The 16,651-nt window shown below is 74.0% G+C and carries 14 protein-coding genes; 10 read left to right on the top strand and 4 right to left on the bottom strand.

The window, feature by feature from the left end; all coding sequences use genetic code 11:
- From ACIQOV_RS03765 to ACIQOV_RS03755, 3 genes are all read right to left on the bottom strand, one after another.
- On the bottom strand, positions 1-220 hold a 220-nt coding region (locus ACIQOV_RS03765), incomplete at its 3' end, for a hypothetical protein (protein ID WP_401044477.1).
- A 428-nt stretch (positions 221-648) separates the two neighbouring features.
- Positions 649-2,766: a putative bifunctional diguanylate cyclase/phosphodiesterase gene (locus tag ACIQOV_RS03760; RefSeq protein WP_401044474.1), complete on the bottom strand. Its 2,118-nt coding sequence runs from the start codon at positions 2,764-2,766 to the stop codon at positions 649-651.
- Between the two features lie 169 nt (positions 2,767-2,935).
- Complete coding sequence (locus ACIQOV_RS03755; protein ID WP_401044471.1) at positions 2,936-3,742, bottom strand: SAM-dependent methyltransferase; 807 nt, start codon at positions 3,740-3,742, stop codon at positions 2,936-2,938.
- 248 nt (positions 3,743-3,990) lie between these two features.
- Here ACIQOV_RS03755 and ACIQOV_RS03750 point away from each other — a divergent pair, with 248 nt between their 5' ends.
- The 7 genes from ACIQOV_RS03750 to ACIQOV_RS03720 all read left to right on the top strand — a co-directional run bounded on the left by ACIQOV_RS03750 (position 3,991) and on the right by ACIQOV_RS03720 (position 12,053).
- On the top strand, positions 3,991-4,509 hold the full coding sequence (locus ACIQOV_RS03750) for an SRPBCC family protein (protein ID WP_401044469.1): 519 nt from the start codon (positions 3,991-3,993) through the stop codon (positions 4,507-4,509).
- Between the two features lie 167 nt (positions 4,510-4,676).
- A complete protein-coding gene (locus ACIQOV_RS03745; RefSeq protein ID WP_401044467.1) occupies positions 4,677-5,717 on the top strand; it encodes an aminotransferase class I/II-fold pyridoxal phosphate-dependent enzyme in 1,041 nt (346 codons plus the stop codon).
- 189 nt (positions 5,718-5,906) lie between these two features.
- The gene (gene egtA / locus ACIQOV_RS03740) at positions 5,907-7,289 is read left to right on the top strand and encodes an ergothioneine biosynthesis glutamate--cysteine ligase EgtA (protein ID WP_401044465.1); all 1,383 of its coding nucleotides are present in this window, start codon (positions 5,907-5,909) and stop codon (positions 7,287-7,289) included.
- Positions 7,286-8,719, top strand: a complete 1,434-nt coding sequence (gene egtB, locus ACIQOV_RS03735; RefSeq protein ID WP_401044463.1) for an ergothioneine biosynthesis protein EgtB — start codon at positions 7,286-7,288, stop codon at positions 8,717-8,719. Before egtA ends, egtB begins: the two co-directional genes overlap by 4 nt.
- Positions 8,719-9,468, top strand: a complete 750-nt coding sequence (gene egtC, locus ACIQOV_RS03730) for an ergothioneine biosynthesis protein EgtC (protein ID WP_401044461.1) — start codon at positions 8,719-8,721, stop codon at positions 9,466-9,468. Before egtB ends, egtC begins: the two co-directional genes overlap by 1 nt.
- A gap of 44 nt (positions 9,469-9,512) precedes the next feature.
- On the top strand, positions 9,513-10,484 hold the full coding sequence (gene egtD, locus ACIQOV_RS03725) for an L-histidine N(alpha)-methyltransferase (protein WP_401044458.1): 972 nt from the start codon (positions 9,513-9,515) through the stop codon (positions 10,482-10,484).
- A 144-nt stretch (positions 10,485-10,628) separates the two neighbouring features.
- Positions 10,629-12,053 (top strand): sugar porter family MFS transporter, encoded by a 1,425-nt coding sequence (locus ACIQOV_RS03720; RefSeq protein WP_359901736.1) that lies wholly within the window; start codon positions 10,629-10,631, stop codon positions 12,051-12,053.
- Positions 12,054-12,276: 223 nt separating this feature from the next.
- Here the strand turns inward: ACIQOV_RS03720 and ACIQOV_RS03715 are convergent, their stop codons facing one another.
- The gene (locus tag ACIQOV_RS03715) at positions 12,277-12,969 is read right to left on the bottom strand and encodes a TetR/AcrR family transcriptional regulator (protein WP_401044454.1); all 693 of its coding nucleotides are present in this window, start codon (positions 12,967-12,969) and stop codon (positions 12,277-12,279) included.
- Between the two features lie 173 nt (positions 12,970-13,142).
- Here ACIQOV_RS03715 and ACIQOV_RS03710 point away from each other — a divergent pair, with 173 nt between their 5' ends.
- The 3 genes from ACIQOV_RS03710 (at position 13,143) to fabG (ending at position 16,383) form a co-directional block, all read left to right on the top strand.
- The gene (locus ACIQOV_RS03710) at positions 13,143-14,306 is read left to right on the top strand and encodes an acyl-CoA dehydrogenase family protein (protein ID WP_401044451.1); all 1,164 of its coding nucleotides are present in this window, start codon (positions 13,143-13,145) and stop codon (positions 14,304-14,306) included.
- A gap of 49 nt (positions 14,307-14,355) precedes the next feature.
- Positions 14,356-15,555: a thiolase family protein gene (locus ACIQOV_RS03705; RefSeq protein ID WP_401044449.1), complete on the top strand. Its 1,200-nt coding sequence runs from the start codon at positions 14,356-14,358 to the stop codon at positions 15,553-15,555.
- A gap of 69 nt (positions 15,556-15,624) precedes the next feature.
- Positions 15,625-16,383, top strand: coding sequence for a 3-oxoacyl-ACP reductase FabG (gene fabG / locus ACIQOV_RS03700; protein WP_359913768.1), 759 nt, complete (start codon positions 15,625-15,627; stop codon positions 16,381-16,383).
- The last annotated feature ends 268 nt before the right edge of the window (positions 16,384-16,651 follow it).

Raw genomic sequence — 16,651 nt, 5'->3', positions numbered from 1 at the left:
GCCGGCCCGGACTCCCCGGCCTCCCCGGCCGGACCTCCGTCAGCGCGTCCGGATCGGACCCCCGCCCGGCGTCCGGCCTGCGGCGGGTGGCCGCCTCCGGGTCGAACCGCGGCTCGGCGCGGGACGTCCGACGCGTCGCCGCCTCCGGGTCGAAGCGCGGCGGGACGGCGGGCGCCCGACGGGTCGCGGCGCGCGGGTCCACCCGGGTCGGCGGATCCACCCCGGGCGGCACCGACCCTGAAGGCACCGACCCTGAAGGCGCCGACCCGGGCGGCACCGACCCGAGCCGGGAGGGCCGGTCAGAGGCGGCTTCGGAGCCCCGCCAACGCCCCCGCGACCACCGCTCCACCCTGCTCCCCGGCGGATTCCCCGGCTCGGCTCCGGCGGCCGACCGGGGCCTCGGCCCGCGCCGTTCGCCCTCGGCCGGATCCGCGTCCTCCGTCGTGCCCATGCGACGTTTCCCTCCCCCGCAGCCCGGACCGGCGCGGGGTCGTGACCGCGGGCGCACCGGTGCCGGGGTGGATTGTGACGCGTCATCATCCCGCACGGCGGGCGCGGGTGTCGGGCGCTTTTCCGGATCAGGACCGACCCGTCGCAGGACCGGTACGCAAGCGCCTCCCGCGACGCGGAACCGGGCGCCGTCGGCCCTCAGTGCTCCCCGACCGGGCGCCCCGTCGGCTCCTCCACGATCCGCCGGGCGATCTCGTCGGGCCGCACCGGGCGCCCGAAGTGCCACCCCTGCGCCCAGTCGCAGCCCATGGTCCGCAGCCGCTCCGCGTCCCGGTGGGTCTCCACGCCCTCGGCGGTGACGTTCAGCCCGAGCGCGTGCGCCATCGACACCAGTCCGCTGACGATCCGCCACCCGGTGGACTCGTCCTTCCCCGGTTCGTGCAGGTCGCCGACGAAGGAACCGGCGATCTTCAGCCCGGAGACCGGCAGGTCGCGCAGGTAGGCGAGGTTGGACCAGCCGGTGCCGAAGTCGTCCACGGCCAGCGACACCCCGAGGTCGACCAGCCCGTGCAGGGTGCGCAGCGCCTCGTCCTCGGGCCCGACCACGGTCGACTCGGTGATCTCCAGCTGCAGCCGGGCCGGGTCCAGTCCGGTGCCGTCGAGGATCCGGCCGAGGTCGGTGACCAGGGCGGCGCTGCGGGCCTGCCGGACCGCCAGGTTGACGTTCAGCTGCGGAGCGGCGTCGCCGTACCGCTTGATCCAGTTCGCGGCCTGGCCGCAGGCCTGCTCCAGCACCCAGCGGCCGAGCGGCATGATCAGCCCGGTCTCCTCGGCGGTGGTGACGAACTCGTCCGGGCCGAGCACGCCGAGCTGCGGGTGGCGCCAGCGCACCAGCGCCTCCACGGCGGCCAGCCGGCCGTCCGCGAGGCGGTAGAGCGGCTGGTAGTCGATGAAGAACTCGCCGCGGTCGAGGGCTGCGGGCATCCGCACCGACACCGCGTAGCGGCTGACCGCGCGGGCGTTCTCCTTGGGATCGAACAGCGTCCAGCGGCCGCGGCCGGCCTCCTTGGCACGGTACAGCGTGAGGTCGGCGGCGCGGACGGCCGCGCCCGGGGTGGTGGTGGACACCCGCCGCTCCAGCACGCCGACGCTGGCACCGACGGCGAGCTTGTGGTCGCCGATCAGCACCGGCCCGGCGAGCGCCTTGAGCACGGTCTTCGCGGCGGCCACCGCCTCCTGCTCGCCCCGGCAGCGCTCCAGCAGGACGACGAACTCGTCGCCGCCGAGCCGGGCGACCAGGTGGCCCAGCGGACTGAGGGCGGCCTTCAGCCGGGCACCGACGGCGGCCAGCAGCTGGTCGCCCATGTCGTGGCCGAGGCTGTCGTTGACCACCTTGAAACCGTCGAGGTCGACGTAGCAGAGGCCGAAGCGGGCACCCGGCTCGGGCTCCTCGAACAGCTTCTCCAGCCGCTCGAAGAAGGCCGCGCGGTTGGGCAGGCCGGTCAGCGGGTCGTGGGTGGCCTGGTGGCGCAGCCGCTCCTGGAGCCGGTAGCGGTCGGTGACGTCCTCCAGCATCGCGACCTGGTACTGCGGGATGCCGTCGTCGTCGCGGATCAGCGAGACGGTCAGGTGGGTCCAGATCACCTCGCCGTCCTGGCGGTAGTACGGCTTGTCGAACTGGAAGTAGTCCCGCTTTCCGCTGATCAGCTCCTCGTACGCCTCCCACACGCCCGGGGTGTCCTCGGGGTGCACGAGGTCGCCGACCCGGCGCCCGATCATGTCCTCCGGGCCCGCGCCGAACAGGTCCTGGAGGGCCTTGTTGACCGCCATGATGTTGCCGTCGGTGTCGCCGATGCCGATGCCGATCGCGGCGCTCTCGAACAGCGCCCGGAACCGGGCCTCGGACGCGCGCAGCGCCCGCTCGGCCTCCTTGCGGGCGGCGTCGGCGGCGGTGCGGATCGCCTCCTGCTCGATCAGCGTGCGCTCGCGCAGGGCGCCCGCCCAGCCGGCCGCGAAGGCGCCGGTCAGGGCCGGGCCGCGGTCGTCGTGGACGGGCTGCGCCTGGAGCAGCTCGACCGCCCGGGCCAGCAGCACCGGGTCGGTGAAGTGCGCGTCGACCAGTTCGGCGCCGGCCTGCGCGGCCAGCCGCGGCTCGAACGGGTCGCCCTCCTGGGCGCGGTGCAGCAGCGCGGCGGTGCGCGCGACCAGCCGGCCGAGCAGGCCGGGGTGGACGGCGATGCCGTGGTCGGCGGAGAGCAGCCGGGCCCAGTCCTCGTGGAAGCGCTCCGCGTTGCCGCGCACCGGGGTGGTACTCATCTGCTGAACCTGGTTCCTCTGCTGTGCGCGCCGGTTGCGGCGGGCCCGGCGAGGGCCGCTCGGCCGCTCCCGTTGCCCCGGGTCGTGCTGCCGCCCGGGCCCGGCACCGCGCTTCCGGCGGCCGCCGCGCGGGGCGCACGGCCGTCGGTGCCTCGTCCGTCGCGTCCAATCAAGGGCGGAACCCCACGCCCGCCACCCCGGTCATCCGCTCGGGGTGCTCACCGACCGTACCGGGCTGGTCCGGGCGCCACTGCGGCAGGTAGACCACGCCCGGCTCGACCAGCTCGAAGCCGGAGAACATCGCGGTGATCTGCTCGTGGGTGCGCATGGTCAGCGGGGTCGGCGTCATCCGGTACAGCTTCTGGTGGTCCTCCGCCTGGTCCGGGCGGCCCTCCAGGGAGGCGTGCGAGAGCACCAGCGCGCTGCCGGGCGGGAGGGCGTCGCGGATCACGCCGATCAGCTTCCACGGGTCCTCCTCGTCGCTGACGAAGTGGGCGACGGCGACCAGCAGCACGGCCACCGGCTCGCCGGCCGCCAGCAGCTCGCCGACCTCGGGGCGGGCCAGCAGGTCGGCCACGTCGCGCAGGTCGGCCTGGACGACGGCGCTGTCCCGGTCGTCCTCCAGCAGCAGACGGCTGTGCGCGACGGCGACCGGGTCGCGGTCCACGTAGACGACCTTCGCCCCGGGGCGGATCTCGCGGGCGATCTCGTGCACCGCGCTGAAGGTCGGGATGCCGGAGCCGATGTCCAGGAAGCGGCTGACGCCCTGCTCGGCGAGGAAGGTCACGGCGCGGCGCAGGAAGGCGCGGTTGGAGCGCATGATCTGCGGCAGCTCCGGCCACAGGGCCATCGCCTTGCGGGCCATCTCCCGGTCGACCTCGAAGTTGTGGGAGCCCCCGAGGTAGTAGTCGTAGACCCGCGCGGCGTTCGGTTTGTCCAGGTCCGTACCCTCCGGTACCCAGCTCGGTCGCCGCATGCCTGTGACTCCTTCACTCCGGTTCTGGGGTGGCAGCACCCTGGGGATGCTGCTGTGACTGTTGAGACTACAAGCACACAAGATCCTCCCCCGCACCCCGAACGGGTGCAAGCGGAATGCGCCCTTCCCGAAGGACGGGCGCCTCCGTAACGCCCGCCCTCCGGCGCGGGTCCGCACCGGGGACCAACTCGACAACGGTCCACCGGCGTTCGCCCCTCGGGCCGGCCGGGCCGCACTAGGGTGGGGTGGTGGACCCCAACCACTACCGATTCCGGGGCGTCTGGCGGCTCGCGGCTCCGGCGCCCGCCGTGTACGCGGCACTGGAGGACGTGCGGAGCTACCCGCTGTGGTGGCCGGAGATCCGCGAGGTCCGGCCGACCGGCGAGGACCGCGGGGACGTGGTGGTGCGCGCGCTGCTGCCGTACCGGCTGGTGATCGGCCTGGTGGCGAGCCGGCGCGACCCGGCCGCCGGGGTACTGGAGGTGATCATGCGGGGCGACCTGACCGGGTGGACGCGGTTCACGGTGACGCCGGACTCCGCCGGCGGCGCGGGCAGCCAGGGCAGCGCGGGCAGCCGGGTGCTGTTCGAGGAGGACACCCGGCCCGGCAAGCCCTTGCTGCGCCGGCTCGCCCTGCCGCTGCACCCGCTGTTCCGGGCCAACCACGCGGTGATGATGCGCCGGGGGCGGCGGGGGCTCGCCGCCCATCTGGCGGGCGGCGGACGACGGACGACGGACGACGAGCGGCGGGTGACGGCGAACAGATGACGGACGACAGCTTTCAGCGAACAGATGACAGATTTCGAAATCTGTCATCTGTTCGCGGCGCCCCCGGCTCCGCCCCCGCCCCCGACTTCGGGTTCGACGCCCCCTTCGACCGGACCGGCACCGGCAGCAGCAAGTGGGCCCGCGCGGACGCCCCCGGGGTGATCCCGATGAGCCTCGCCGACATGGACCTGCCCGGCCCGCCCGCCGTCGCCGAGGCGCTGGAGCGGCGCGCCCGCCACCGCGCGTACGGCTACACGGTTTGCGACCCGGCCGGCCGCACCCTGGTGGCCGACTGGTACCGCGCCCGGCACGGCGCCGCGGTGGACCCGGACTGGGTCCTGCTACTGCCCTGCGGCCCGCGCACCGCGCTGCGCGTCCTGCTGGAGACCGTACGGCCGCAGGCCCCCGTCCTCTTCCCCACCCCCGAGTGGGGCGGTTTCGCCCAACTCTGCCGCGCGGCCGGCCTCCCGCACCACGCGCTGCCGCTGCACCTGGGCCCGGACGGCTACCGGCTCCCGCACGGCCCGCTCCCCCGACCCGCCGGCGCCGTGCTGCTGAGCAACCCGCACAACCCCTCCGGCACCGTGTGGCCCCTCGACGCGGTGCGCGGTCTCGCCGCGTGGGCGGCCGAGAGCGGCGCGCTGCTGGTCTCGGACGAGGTGCACGGCGACCTCACCCATCCCGGCCGCGCCCACCCCGTCGCCGTCGCCACCGCCGACCCGGCGCACCTGCGCCACGTCGTCACCCTCAACTCCGTCGGCAAGACCTTCAACTGCTCCGGCATCCCCAGCGGTTTCGCCCTCGTCCCCGATGCCGGGCTGCGCGCCCGGTTCGCCGAGGCGCTGGCCGGCTACGGCCTCTGGGAGGGCGGCCTGCTGGAGCAGACCGTGCAGCAGGCGGCACTGCGCGAGGGCGGCCCCTGGCTGGACGCGCTGCTCGCCCACCTGGCCGCCGCCCGCACCCGGCTGACCGACCGGCTCGGACCCGCCGTCCGCTCCGCCCCGCACGCCTCCTACCTGCTCTGGCTGGACGCCGCCGCGCTCGGCCTGCCGCCCGCCGACGCCCGCCGGGCCCTGCTGGAGCGCTGCGGCCTGGAGGCCTCCGACGGCGCCGAGTTCGGCTCCGGCGGCCGGGGTTCGCTGCGGCTGAACTACGCCCTGCCGGGGCCGGTCCTGATGACCGTCCTGGAGCGGCTGGAGCGCCTGTGACCCCGGCACATGCCCCGGCCGGATCGGGCCCGGGCCCCGCCCGCCGGTCGGCCGGAAAATCCCGCCCTCACCCGTTCGCCACGCCCCTGACCTGCAAAAAAGAACGTTCACGCGAATTTTGCGGGGCGCCCCCGCATGCTCCGTAGCAGACTGGGCAGGGTAGACCGGGCCGCAATCGTGATCCCGAGGATGGTGAGTCCGGTGATACCGGTATCCCGCACCACTCCGCCCGAACGGCAGAGCACGCCACTCCCCCCGTCGGGGGTGACCCCGTTGACCGAATCGGGGGCGCGCAGCCACGTGTCGGGCGTCTGCTTCAAGATCGGACCGCCCCGCCTCGTGGGGGTGGAGGTCGAGTGGTTCGTCCATGACGATCAATGTCCCACCCGGCCCGTACGGCCGGAACTGCTCCACGCCGCACTGGATTCGCTGCCCCTCGGCGGCCCGGACGGCGACTCCCTCCCCTCCGGTTCGCGCCTCACGCTCGAACCCGGCGGACAGGTCGAGCTCAGCTCCCCGCCCGCCACCGGCCTCCTGGCCTGCGTCGAGGACACCCGACGTGATCTGACCGCCCTGCGGGCCGCCTTCGCGGCGCAGGGCCTTCGACTCACCGGCACCGGAACGGACCCGCTGGCCCGTCCCCGACCGATGGTGCTGGACCACCCCCGCTACCTCGCGATGGAGCGCTTCTTCGACTCCGCGGGGCCCTGGGGCCGAATCATGATGACGGGTACCGCATCGGTGCAGGTGTGCCTGGACGCCGGCGACACGGACGGTCCGCACGCGGTGGAGCGCCGCTGGCGACTGGCCCATCTGCTGGGCCCGGTGCTGGTCGCCGCCTTCGCCAACTCGCCGATCCTGGACGGCAGTCCGACCGGTCACCGGTCCACCCGGCAGACCGTCTGGTCCCGGATGGACCCGACCCGCACGCTGGCCCCCGAACCGGACCACGGCGATCCGCGCGAGGCGTGGGCGCAGTACGTGCTGGACGCCCGGGTGCTGTGCGTGCGGCGGCCCGAGGGCCTGCCCTGGACGGCCCCGGCCGGTCTGACGTTCCGCGACTGGATCCGCGGCGCGGGCGAACGCCCGCCCACCCTCGACGACTTGGACTACCACCGCACCACCCTCTTCCCGCCGGTGCGCCCGCGTGGCCACCTGGAGCTGCGGATGATCGACGCCCAGCCCGGGGACGGCTGGGTGGTGGTCACCGCGCTGGTCACCGCACTGCTGGAGGACGCGCTGGCCGCCGATGCCGCACTGGCCGCGCTGGAGCCACTGGACGTCATCGACCGGCGGGAGGGGGCGGACGGTCCGCGACCGCCGCGCAGCGGGGTCTGGCGCCGCGCCGCCACCCTGGCGACGGCCGACCCCGAGCTGCGCCGCGCCGCCCTCGCCTGCTTCGCCGCCGCCGACGCCGCACTGGGCCGCCTGCCCGGTGCCGGGCGGCTGCGCACCACCGTCGCCGAGTTCGCCGAGCGCTACCCCGCGCGCGGCCGCTGCCCGGCCGACGACCAGCTGGACGCCCTGCGCTCCGGCACCCGACGCACTCCCCCGGAGGAGGCCGCATCATGACCGACGTCCGACCCCACGGGGATGCCGGGGCAGGCAGCACGGACCGCACCGACGCCACAGCTGGAACCGGCCCCACCGGCACCACCGACGGCCTCGACGACCTCGGCACCGCCGGTACCGCCGGTACCGAGGCACTGCGCGAGAGCATCGCCACCGAGCTACTGGCCGCCCGCGCCCGCACCGCCGCCCTGACCGACTGCGTCGAGGACAGCGATCTCACCGCCCAGCACTCCCCGCTGATGTCCCCGCTGGTCTGGGACCTCGCGCACATCGGCAACCAGGAGGAGCTCTGGCTGCTGCGCAACGTCGGTGGCCGCGACCCGATGCACCCGGAGATCGATCCGCTCTACGACGCCTTCCAGCACCCCCGCGCCGAGCGCCCCGCCCTGCCGTTGCTGCCGCCGGCCGAGGCCCGCGCCTACGCCCACGAGGTGCGCGGCCGGGTGCTGGACCTGCTGGCCGCCAGCCCGCTGGAGGGCGCGCCGCTGCTGGAGGCCGGGTTCGCGTTCGGGATGATCGCCCAGCACGAGCAGCAGCACGACGAGACCATGCTGATCACCCACCAGCTGCGCACCGGCGAGCCGGCCCTGGCCGCTCCCCCACCGCCGCCCGCGCCCGCCGACGCGGCCACCCTGCCCGCCGAAGTCCTCATCCCCGCAGGGCCGTTCACCATGGGAACGGACACCGAGCCGTGGGCGCTGGACAACGAGCGCCCGGCGCACACCGTCGACCTGCCGGCCTTCCTGCTGGACACCACCCCGGTCACCAACGCGGCCTACCAGCGGTTCATCGCGGACGGCGGCTACGACGACCCGCGTTGGTGGACGCCGGAGGGCTGGGAGCACCGCCGGCGCGCCGACCTGACCGCCCCGCTCTTCTGGCGCCACCTGGACGGCCAGTGGCTGCGCCGGCGCTTCGGCGCGGTCGCGCCGGTCGAGCCGGACGAGCCGGTCCTGCACGTCAGTTGGTACGAGGCGGACGCGTACGCCCGGTGGGCCGGACGACGGCTGCCGACCGAGGCCGAGTGGGAGAAGGCGGCCCGGCACGATCCGGCCACCGGCCGCTCCCGCCGCTACCCCTGGGGCGACGGGCCGCCCGGCCCGGAGCACGCCAACCTCGGCCAGCGCCATCTGCGCCCGGCCGGTGCGGGCAGCTACCCGAAGGGGCAGTCCCCGTACGGGGTACGCCAGTTGATCGGCGACGTGTGGGAGTGGACGGCCAGCGACTTCCGCTCCTACCCGGGGTTCCGGGCCTGGCCGTACCGGGAGTACTCGGAGGTGTTCTTCGGCCCCGAGTACAAGGTGCTGCGCGGCGGCTGCTTCGCGGTGGCGTCGGTGGCCTGCCGGGGCACCTTCCGCAACTGGGACTACCCGATCCGGCGGCAGATCTTCGCCGGGTTCCGCACCGCGCGCGACCTGGAGTCGGCCTGATGTGCCGTCACATCGCCTATCTGGGCGAACCGTTGACCCCCAGGGAACTTCTGGTGCACCCGCCGTACGGCCTGTACCGGCAGTCCTGGGCCCCCCGGGTCCAGCAGTACGGCACGGTCAACGCGGACGGCTTCGGCCTCGGCTGGTACGCGGACGGCGACGAAGTACCCGCCCGCTACCGCCGGACCGGTCCGATCTGGGCGGACGAGACCTTCGCCGACCTCGCCCGGGTGGTCCGCACCCGGGCGCTGCTGGCCGCCGTCCGCTCCGCCACCGAGGGCTGCGCGCCGGGCGAGGGCGCGGCCGCGCCGTTCGCCGCCGAGCGCTGGCTGTTCAGCCACAACGGCGCGGTGGCCGGCTGGCCCGGCAAGCTGGACGCCCTGGCCGCCCTGTTGCCCCCGGCCGAGCTGCTGGACCTGCAGGCGCGCACCGACTCGGCGCTGTTGTGGGCGCTCGCCCTGCACCGGCTGCGGGCCGGCGCGGGGCTCGGTGAGGCGCTGGCGGGCACGGTGGCGGACGTCGCCGCGCACACCGCCGGCCGGCTCAACCTGCTGCTCACCGACGGCACCGCGATCGCCGCGACCACCTGGGGCGACACCCTGTACCACCGCACGCTGCCGGGCCTCGGCACGGTGGTGGCCTCCGAGCCGTACGACGACGCGCCCGGCTGGACGCCCGTCCCGGACGGCTCGCTGCTGCTGGTGGACGCGCGCGGCATCGCCGTGAACCGCCTCCCCGGCCGCGACTGACCCCCACTCTCCCTTCATCTTCTGAACAGAGGAACCACCCTGTCATGGACACATTCGATCTCGTCCGACTGCTGCCCTCCGACCACTTCAGCACCGCGCTGCACCATGACGTGCGGCACGGACTGACCTCGCAGCCCAAGTGGCTGCCGCCGAAGTGGTTCTACGACGCGCGGGGCAGCGAGCTGTTCGAGGAGATCACCCGACTGCCCGAGTACTACCCGACCCGCGCGGAGCGGACCATCCTGACCGCCCGGGCCGGCGAGATCGCGGCCGCCACCGGGGCCCGCACCCTGGTCGAACTGGGCTCCGGCTCCTCCGAGAAGACCCGGCTGCTGCTGGACGCCCTGCGCGCGCTCGGCACCCTGGAGACGTACGTCCCGGTGGACGTCAGCGAGAGCGCCCTGACCGCGGCCGGCGCCGCGCTCGCCGCCGAGTACCCCGGGCTCGCGGTGCACGGCGTGCTCGCCGACTTCACCACCCGGCTCGGGCTGCCGCCGGAGGGCGGCCCGCGCCTGGTCGCCTTCCTCGGCGGCACCCTCGGCAACCTGCTGCCCCAGGAGCGCGCCGCCTTCCTGCGCGGCCTGCGCGCCACCCTCGACCCGGGCGACTTCCTGCTGCTCGGCACCGACCTGGTCAAGGACCCGGCGGTGCTGGTCGCCGCCTACGACGACGCCGCCGGGGTGACCGCCGAGTTCAACCGGAACGTGCTGAACGTGCTCAACCGCGAGCTGGGCGCCGACTTCGACCCGGAGGCCTTCGAGCACGTCGCGCTCTGGGACGCCGAGCAGGAGTGGATCGAGATGCGGCTGCGCTCGCTGCGCTCGCAGACCGTGAAGATCCCGACCCTGGACCTGCCGGTGCACTTCGCCCGGGGCGAGGAGCTGCGCACCGAGGTCTCGGCCAAGTTCCGCCGGGAACGGGTGACCCGGGAGCTGTCGGCGGCCGGGCTGCGACTGAGCCACTGGTGGACCGACCCCCGGGGCCGGTTCGGGCTCTCCCTCGCCTCGCCGGCCTGACCGGCGCACCCGGGCGGCCCAATTTGCTTGTTCACCTTACGAATTCTCAGAGCGAAACTTGAGGGTCCAGGTGTACAAGACTTAAACGAAGAGGGGTTACGATCTCGGCTACCGAGCTCAGCGTTGAGTACCAGGAGTCAGATCGTGAGCGTCACCCAGAAGCCCTCCGGGGCGGTCGAGGCCCCCGCGCCCGGCCGCCTCGGCTTCGTCGTCTTCATCACCGCGGCAGCGGCCCTCGGCGGCTTCCTCTTCGGCTACGACAGCTCCGTGATCAACGGCGCCGTCTCCGGGATCCAGGAGAAGTTCGGCGTCGGCAGCGGCGTGACCGGCCTGATCGTCTCCTCCGCGCTGCTGGGCTCGGCGGTCGGCGCCGCGTTCGCCGGACGGTTCGCCGACCGGTACGGCCGCATCAAGGTCATGAAGGCGGGCGCGCTGCTCTTCGCGATCAGCGCGGTCGGCTCGATGCTGCCGTTCTCCGCCTGGGACCTCGCCCTCTGGCGCGTCCTCGGCGGCGCGGCCATCGGCATCGCCTCGGTGATCGCCCCGACCTACATCGCCGAGGTCGCGCCGACCAAGTACCGGGGCCGGCTGGCCTCCTTCCAGCAGGCCGCCATCGTGCTCGGCATCGCGATATCCCAGCTGGTCAACTGGGTGCTGGCGCAGGCGGCCGGCGGCGACACCCGCGGCCAGCTGCTCGGGCTGGAGGCCTGGCAGTGGATGCTCGGCATCTGCGTCGTCCCGGCCGCGGTCTACTTCGTGCTCTCCTCGGTCATCCCCGAGTCCCCGCGCTACCTGATCCAGGCCGAGCGCCTGGACGACGCCCGCAAGGTGCTCGCCGAGGTCGAGGGCGAGGGAACGGACACCGACGCCCGGATCGCCGAGATCCAGTCGCTGATCGCCTCCGACCACCGCCCGCGCTTCCGCGACCTGCTCGGCGGCCGGTTCGGCCTGCTCCCCGTCGTCTGGGTCGGCATCGGCCTGTCGGTCTTCCAGCAGCTGGTCGGCATCAACGTGATCTTCTACTACTCGTCGATCCTGTGGCAGTCGGTCGGCATCGACCAGAGCAACTCGCTGCTGATCAGCTTCGTCGGCTCGGTGATCAACATCCTCGGCACCGTGATCGCGATCGTGCTGGTCGACCGGATCGGCCGCAAGCCGCTCGCCCTGATCGGCTCGGTCGGCATGGCGGTCGCGCTCGGCACCGCCGGTTGGGCCTTCTCCTCGGCCACCGGCAGCGGGGACAACCTCACCCTGCCCGACCTCCAGGGCACCGTGGCGCTGGTCGCCGCCAACGCCTTCGTGCTGTTCTTCGCGATGTCCTGGGGCGTGGTCGTCTGGGTGATGCTCGGCGAGATGTTCCCGAACCGGATCCGCGCCGCCGCCCTCTCCGTCGCCGCCTCCGCGCAGTGGATCGCGAACTGGGTGATCACCGTCTCGTTCCCGTCCATGTCGCGCTGGAACCTGTCGGCGACCTACCTGGTCTACGCCGCCTTCGCGGCGCTGTCCGTCCTCTTCGTGGCGAAGTTCATGAAGGAGACCAAGGGTGTCCGGCTGGAGGACATGGGCTGATCCGCCGCTCCTCGGCCTCCCGGCCCCCGCACCCCCGCGCGATCGGCGCGGAGGCGCGGGGGCCGCGTCGTTTCCGCGGGGCCGGGCCCGCACGGCGAAGCAGGCCCGCACGGCGAAGGGGGAAGTCCGGCGAGGCATCGCGCGACGAACGGGCGAGGCCGGGCGAGGCGTCGCGCGACGAACGGGCCGGGCGAGGCGCCGCGCGGCGGGGCGTCTCGACGGGTCAGGGCCGCTCGGCGAGCCTGGCGTAGCGCAGGGCGAGCCCGTCGAGCAGCGCCTCCAGCCCGGTCTCGAAGGCGCCCTCGTCCACCGTCCCGCGGTGCCCGGCCAGTCGGTGCGCCTCACCGAGGTGCGGATAGTCGGCCGCGTCGTAGACCTCGGCGTCCGCCGGGAAGCCGGCCGCGAAGGAGGCGAGCGCCGAGCCCGTGACGAAGTAGCGCATCAGCGCGCCGATCCTGGTGGCCTGTCCGCGGGGCCACCCGGACTCGACCAGGTGGCCGAAGACCGCGTCGGCCAGCCGCAGCGCGTTCGGCCGGCGCCCGGGGCCCTGGGCCAGGACCGGGACGATGTTGGGGTGGGCGGCCAGCGCGGCGCGGTAGGAGCGCGCCCAGTCGCGCAGCGCCTGCGGCCAGGCGCCCCCGGTGCTCCCGGTGCTCCCAGCAGCTCCCGCGTCCCCCACGGCCCCGGCGGCGGCCCCGAACATCGACAGGTCGACCTCGCCGATGACGCTGTCCACCACCGCGTCCAGCAGGTCGTCCTTGGTGGCGAAGTGGTTGTAGAGCGAGGGCCCGCTGACGGACAGCTCGGTGGCGAGCCGGCGGGTGGAGAGGGCGTCCAGCCCCTCGTCGTCGATCAGCCGCAGTGCGGCGGCGACGATGCGCTCGCGGCTGAGCAGCGGGGTGCGTGGACGGGCCATCGCGGCGGGTTCCTCCGGTTCCTCCGGTCGGGTGTGTCGGGGACCGATTCTGGCAGGCGCCCCTTCCCAGCGCGGGCCGGGCGGGGCTACAGTCGCCCCCATAAAACTTGCAGCGCTAGTTTAATCGGCCCGGACCCCGCACCGGGCCCAGGACACCGGATTCGGGAGCCGCCGTGAACCTGGAGCTGTCCGAGGAGCAGAGCGCCTTCCGTGACCTCGCCGCCTCCTTCACCGACCGCGAGATCGTCCCGTACGCCGCCGAGTGGGACCGCGCCGAGTCCGTCGACCGGGCGATCGTCGGCAAGCTGGCGAAGGTCGGCTTCCTCGGACTGACCATCCCGGAGGAGTACGGCGGCAGCGGCGGCGACCACCTCGCGTACTGCCTCGTGCTGGAGGAGCTCGGGCGCGGCGACTCGGCCGTGCGCGGGATCGTCTCGGTCTCGCTCGGTCTGGTCGGCAAGTCCGTCAACGCCTTCGGCACCGAGGAGCAGAAGCGGCACTGGCTGCCCCGGCTCACCTCCGGCGAGTCCCTCGCCTGCTTCGCGCTCACCGAGCCGGGCACCGGATCGGACGCCGCCGACCTCACCACCCGGGCCGTCCGGGACGGCGACCACTGGCTGATCAGCGGCGCCAAGACCTTCATCACCAACGGCACCTGGGCCGACGTCGCGCTGGTCTTCGCCCGCACCGGCGGCGACGGACCGCAGGAGCGCGGCCACCGGGGCATCACCGCCTTCCTGGTCCCCACCGACCTGCCCGGCTTCACCCGCACCGAGATCCACGGCAAGCTCGGCCTGCGCGGCCAGGCCACCGCCGGGCTCTCCTTCGAGGATGTCCGGGTGCCGGACACCGCCCGGCTCGGCGAGGTCGGCAAGGGCTTCACGGTGGCGATGGCCGCGCTGGCCAAGGGCCGGATGTCGGTGGCGGCCGGCTGCGTCGGCATCGCCCGGGCCTGCCTGGAGGCCGCCGTCCGCTACGCGGGCGAGCGCGAGCAGTTCGGCAAGCCGATCGCCGCGCACCAGCTCGTCCAGGAACTGCTGGCCGGCATCGCCGTGGACGTCGAGGCGGCCCGGCTGCTCACCTGGAAGGTCGCCGACCACATCGAGCGCGGCCTGCCGTTCGCCACCGAGTCCTCCGTCGCCAAGCTGTACGCCAGTGAGGCAGCCGTGCGGGCCGCCAACAACGCGCTCCAGGTCTTCGGCGGCTACGGCTTCATCGACGAGTACCCGGTCGGCAAGTACCTGCGCGACGCGCGGGTGATGACGCTCTACGAGGGCACCAGCCAGATCCACCAATTGCTCATCGGACGCGCCCTGACCGGCGTCAACGCCTTCTGAACCCGCCACGGACACCCCCGCCCCGCCACCCGACAAGGAGCCCGACGACGTGCGTCCCGTCTACTTCGCCGCCGCCCGCCGCACACCCATCGGCCGGCTGCGCGGCGCGCTCGCCACGGTCCGCCCGGACGACCTCTCGGCCACCGTGCTGCGCGCCCTGCTCGCCGATGTCCCCGCGCTCGACCCCGCCCGGATCGACGACGTCTACTGGGGCGCCGCCAACCAGGCCGGCGAGGACAACCGCAACGCCGCCCGGATGGCCGTCCTGCTGGCCGGCCTGCCGGAGACCGTCCCCGGAGCCACCGTCAACCGGCTCTGCGCCTCCGGCCTGGAGGCCGTCACCCTCGCCGCCCGGGCCATCGGCTCCGGCGAGGCGGACGTGGTGCTGGCCGGCGGCTGCGAGTCGATGACCCGCGCCCCCTTCGTCCTGCCCCGCCCGGACGAGGCGCTGCCGCACCGGATGGAGACCTTCGACACCCGGCTCGGCTGGCGGCTCACCAACCCGCGGATGGCCGAACTGCACGGCGTGCTCGGCATGGGCGAGACCGCCGAGGAGGTGGCCGCCCGGTACGGCATCGGCCGGGAGCGCCAGGACGCCTTCGCGCTGCGCAGCCACCGACGGGCCGGCGCCGCCCGCAAGGACGGGCACTTCGACGCCGAACTGGTCCCGGTCGAGCGGCCGGACGGGGTGACGGTGAGCCGGGACGAGGGCATCCGCGAGGACACCAGCCTGGCGAAGCTCGCCGGCCTCAAGCCGGTGTTCCGCGCCGGGGGCACGGTCACCGCCGGGAACGCCTCGCCGATGAACGACGGCGCGGCCGGGCTCGTCCTGGTCGGCGAGGAGGCGCTGCGCGACCTCGGGCTCCAGCCGCTCGGCCGGTACGTGGCCGGCGCCTCGGCCGGGGTGCACCCGGACGTCATGGGCATCGGCCCGGTGCCGGCCACGGCGAAGGTGCTCGCGCGGGCCGGCTGGTCGCTCGCCGATCTGGACACCGCCGAACTGAACGAGGCCTTCGCCGCCCAGGCGCTGGCCTCCGCCGACGGCCTCGGTTTCGGACCGGAGCAGGCCGAGGAGGTGGTCAACCCCAGCGGCGGGGCGATCGCGCTCGGCCACCCCCTGGGCGGCTCCGGCGCCCGCATCCTCACCACCCTGCTGCACCGGATGCGCCGTACCGGTGCCCGGCGCGGCCTGGCCACCATGTGCGTGGGTGTGGGGCAGGGAACGGCCGTGCTGGTCGAGAACGTCTGACCATCCGTGGTCCACCGCTTGTCGACCGTCGACTTGTCGACTGTCGATCCCAACCACCGAGGAGTTCACATGACGCGGTTCGCGGACAAGGTCGCCGTGGTGACCGGCGCGGCGCAGGGCATCGGGGCGGCCACCGCCCGCCGGCTGGCGGAGGAGGGCGCGGCGGTCGCCGTCGTCGACCTCACCGCCGAGCGGGCGGCCGGGACGGTCGCCGAGATCACCGCCAAGGGCGGCACCGCACGGGCGTACGGCTGCGACGTGGCCGACTACGACGCCGTGGAGGCGGTGTTCGCCCAGGTCGCGGCGGACCTCGGCGGGCTGCACATCCTGGTCAACAACGCCGGGATCACCCGGGACAACCTGTTCTTCCGGATGCCCAAGGCCGACTGGGACGCGGTGCTGACGGTCAACCTGACCAGCGCGTACAACTGCAGCCACGTGGCACAGAAGTACATGGTGGCGCAGAAGTACGGGAAGATCGTCTCGCTCAGCTCGCGCTCCGCCCTCGGCAACCGGGGCCAGGCCAACTACGCGGCCGCCAAGGCCGGCATCCAGGGCCTCACCGCGACCCTGGCGATCGAGCTGGGCCCGTTCAACATCAACGTCAACGCCGTCGCGCCCGGGTACATCGCCACCGCGATGACCGCGGCCACCGCCGAACGGGTCGGCAGCAGCGCCGAGGACCACCAGGGCGAGGTCGCCGCCCGGACGCCGCTGCGCCGGGTCGGGCAGCCGGAGGAGATCGCCTCGGTCGTCGCCTTCCTGGCCAGCGAAGAGGCCTCCTACGTCAGCGGGCAGACGCTGTACGTCAACGGCGGGGCGCGCTAGCCGCCTTCCTGACGCATCGTCACCAGGTCGTCCCAGGTGGGGAGTTACTTTCCCCTGGGACGGCCTTTACCTTTTCGCGTGGCCGAGCATGACCATGCCCTTGATCATACGACCCCACCAATTGACTATGGCATGATCATGCGGCTCTCGATGGGATGGCCGGACCGACCCGACCGAAGAAGTAGGCCAGGCGGCCCGACGCGACGCTCCCGGTGTTGCCGGTGAGCAGGTGGCCGCCCTCGTCGGCGCCCTGTTCGAGGGAGGGGCC

Source organism: Kitasatospora sp. NPDC091257 (assembly GCF_044757675.1).
Taxonomy (GTDB): domain Bacteria; phylum Actinomycetota; class Actinomycetes; order Streptomycetales; family Streptomycetaceae; genus Kitasatospora; species Kitasatospora lactacystinica.
The sequence above is the reverse complement of the archived record's forward strand: the minus strand, read 5'-3'. Positions and strand labels throughout refer to the sequence as shown.

Coding starts and splice junctions, on each gene's coding strand:
- ACIQOV_RS03760 (WP_401044474.1), bottom strand. CDS start 2,766: ATGAGTACCACCCCGGTGCGCGGCAACGCGGAGCGCTTCCACGAGGAC.
- ACIQOV_RS03745 (WP_401044467.1), top strand. CDS start 4,677: ATGAGCCTCGCCGACATGGACCTGCCCGGCCCGCCCGCCGTCGCCGAG.
- egtA (WP_401044465.1), top strand. CDS start 5,907: ATGGTGAGTCCGGTGATACCGGTATCCCGCACCACTCCGCCCGAACGG.
- ACIQOV_RS03715 (WP_401044454.1), bottom strand. CDS start 12,969: ATGGCCCGTCCACGCACCCCGCTGCTCAGCCGCGAGCGCATCGTCGCC.
- fabG (WP_359913768.1), top strand. CDS start 15,625: ATGACGCGGTTCGCGGACAAGGTCGCCGTGGTGACCGGCGCGGCGCAG.
- egtD (WP_401044458.1), top strand. CDS start 9,513: ATGGACACATTCGATCTCGTCCGACTGCTGCCCTCCGACCACTTCAGC.
- egtB (WP_401044463.1), top strand. CDS start 7,286: ATGACCGACGTCCGACCCCACGGGGATGCCGGGGCAGGCAGCACGGAC.
- ACIQOV_RS03755 (WP_401044471.1), bottom strand. CDS start 3,742: ATGCGGCGACCGAGCTGGGTACCGGAGGGTACGGACCTGGACAAACCG.
- egtC (WP_401044461.1), top strand. CDS start 8,719: ATGTGCCGTCACATCGCCTATCTGGGCGAACCGTTGACCCCCAGGGAA.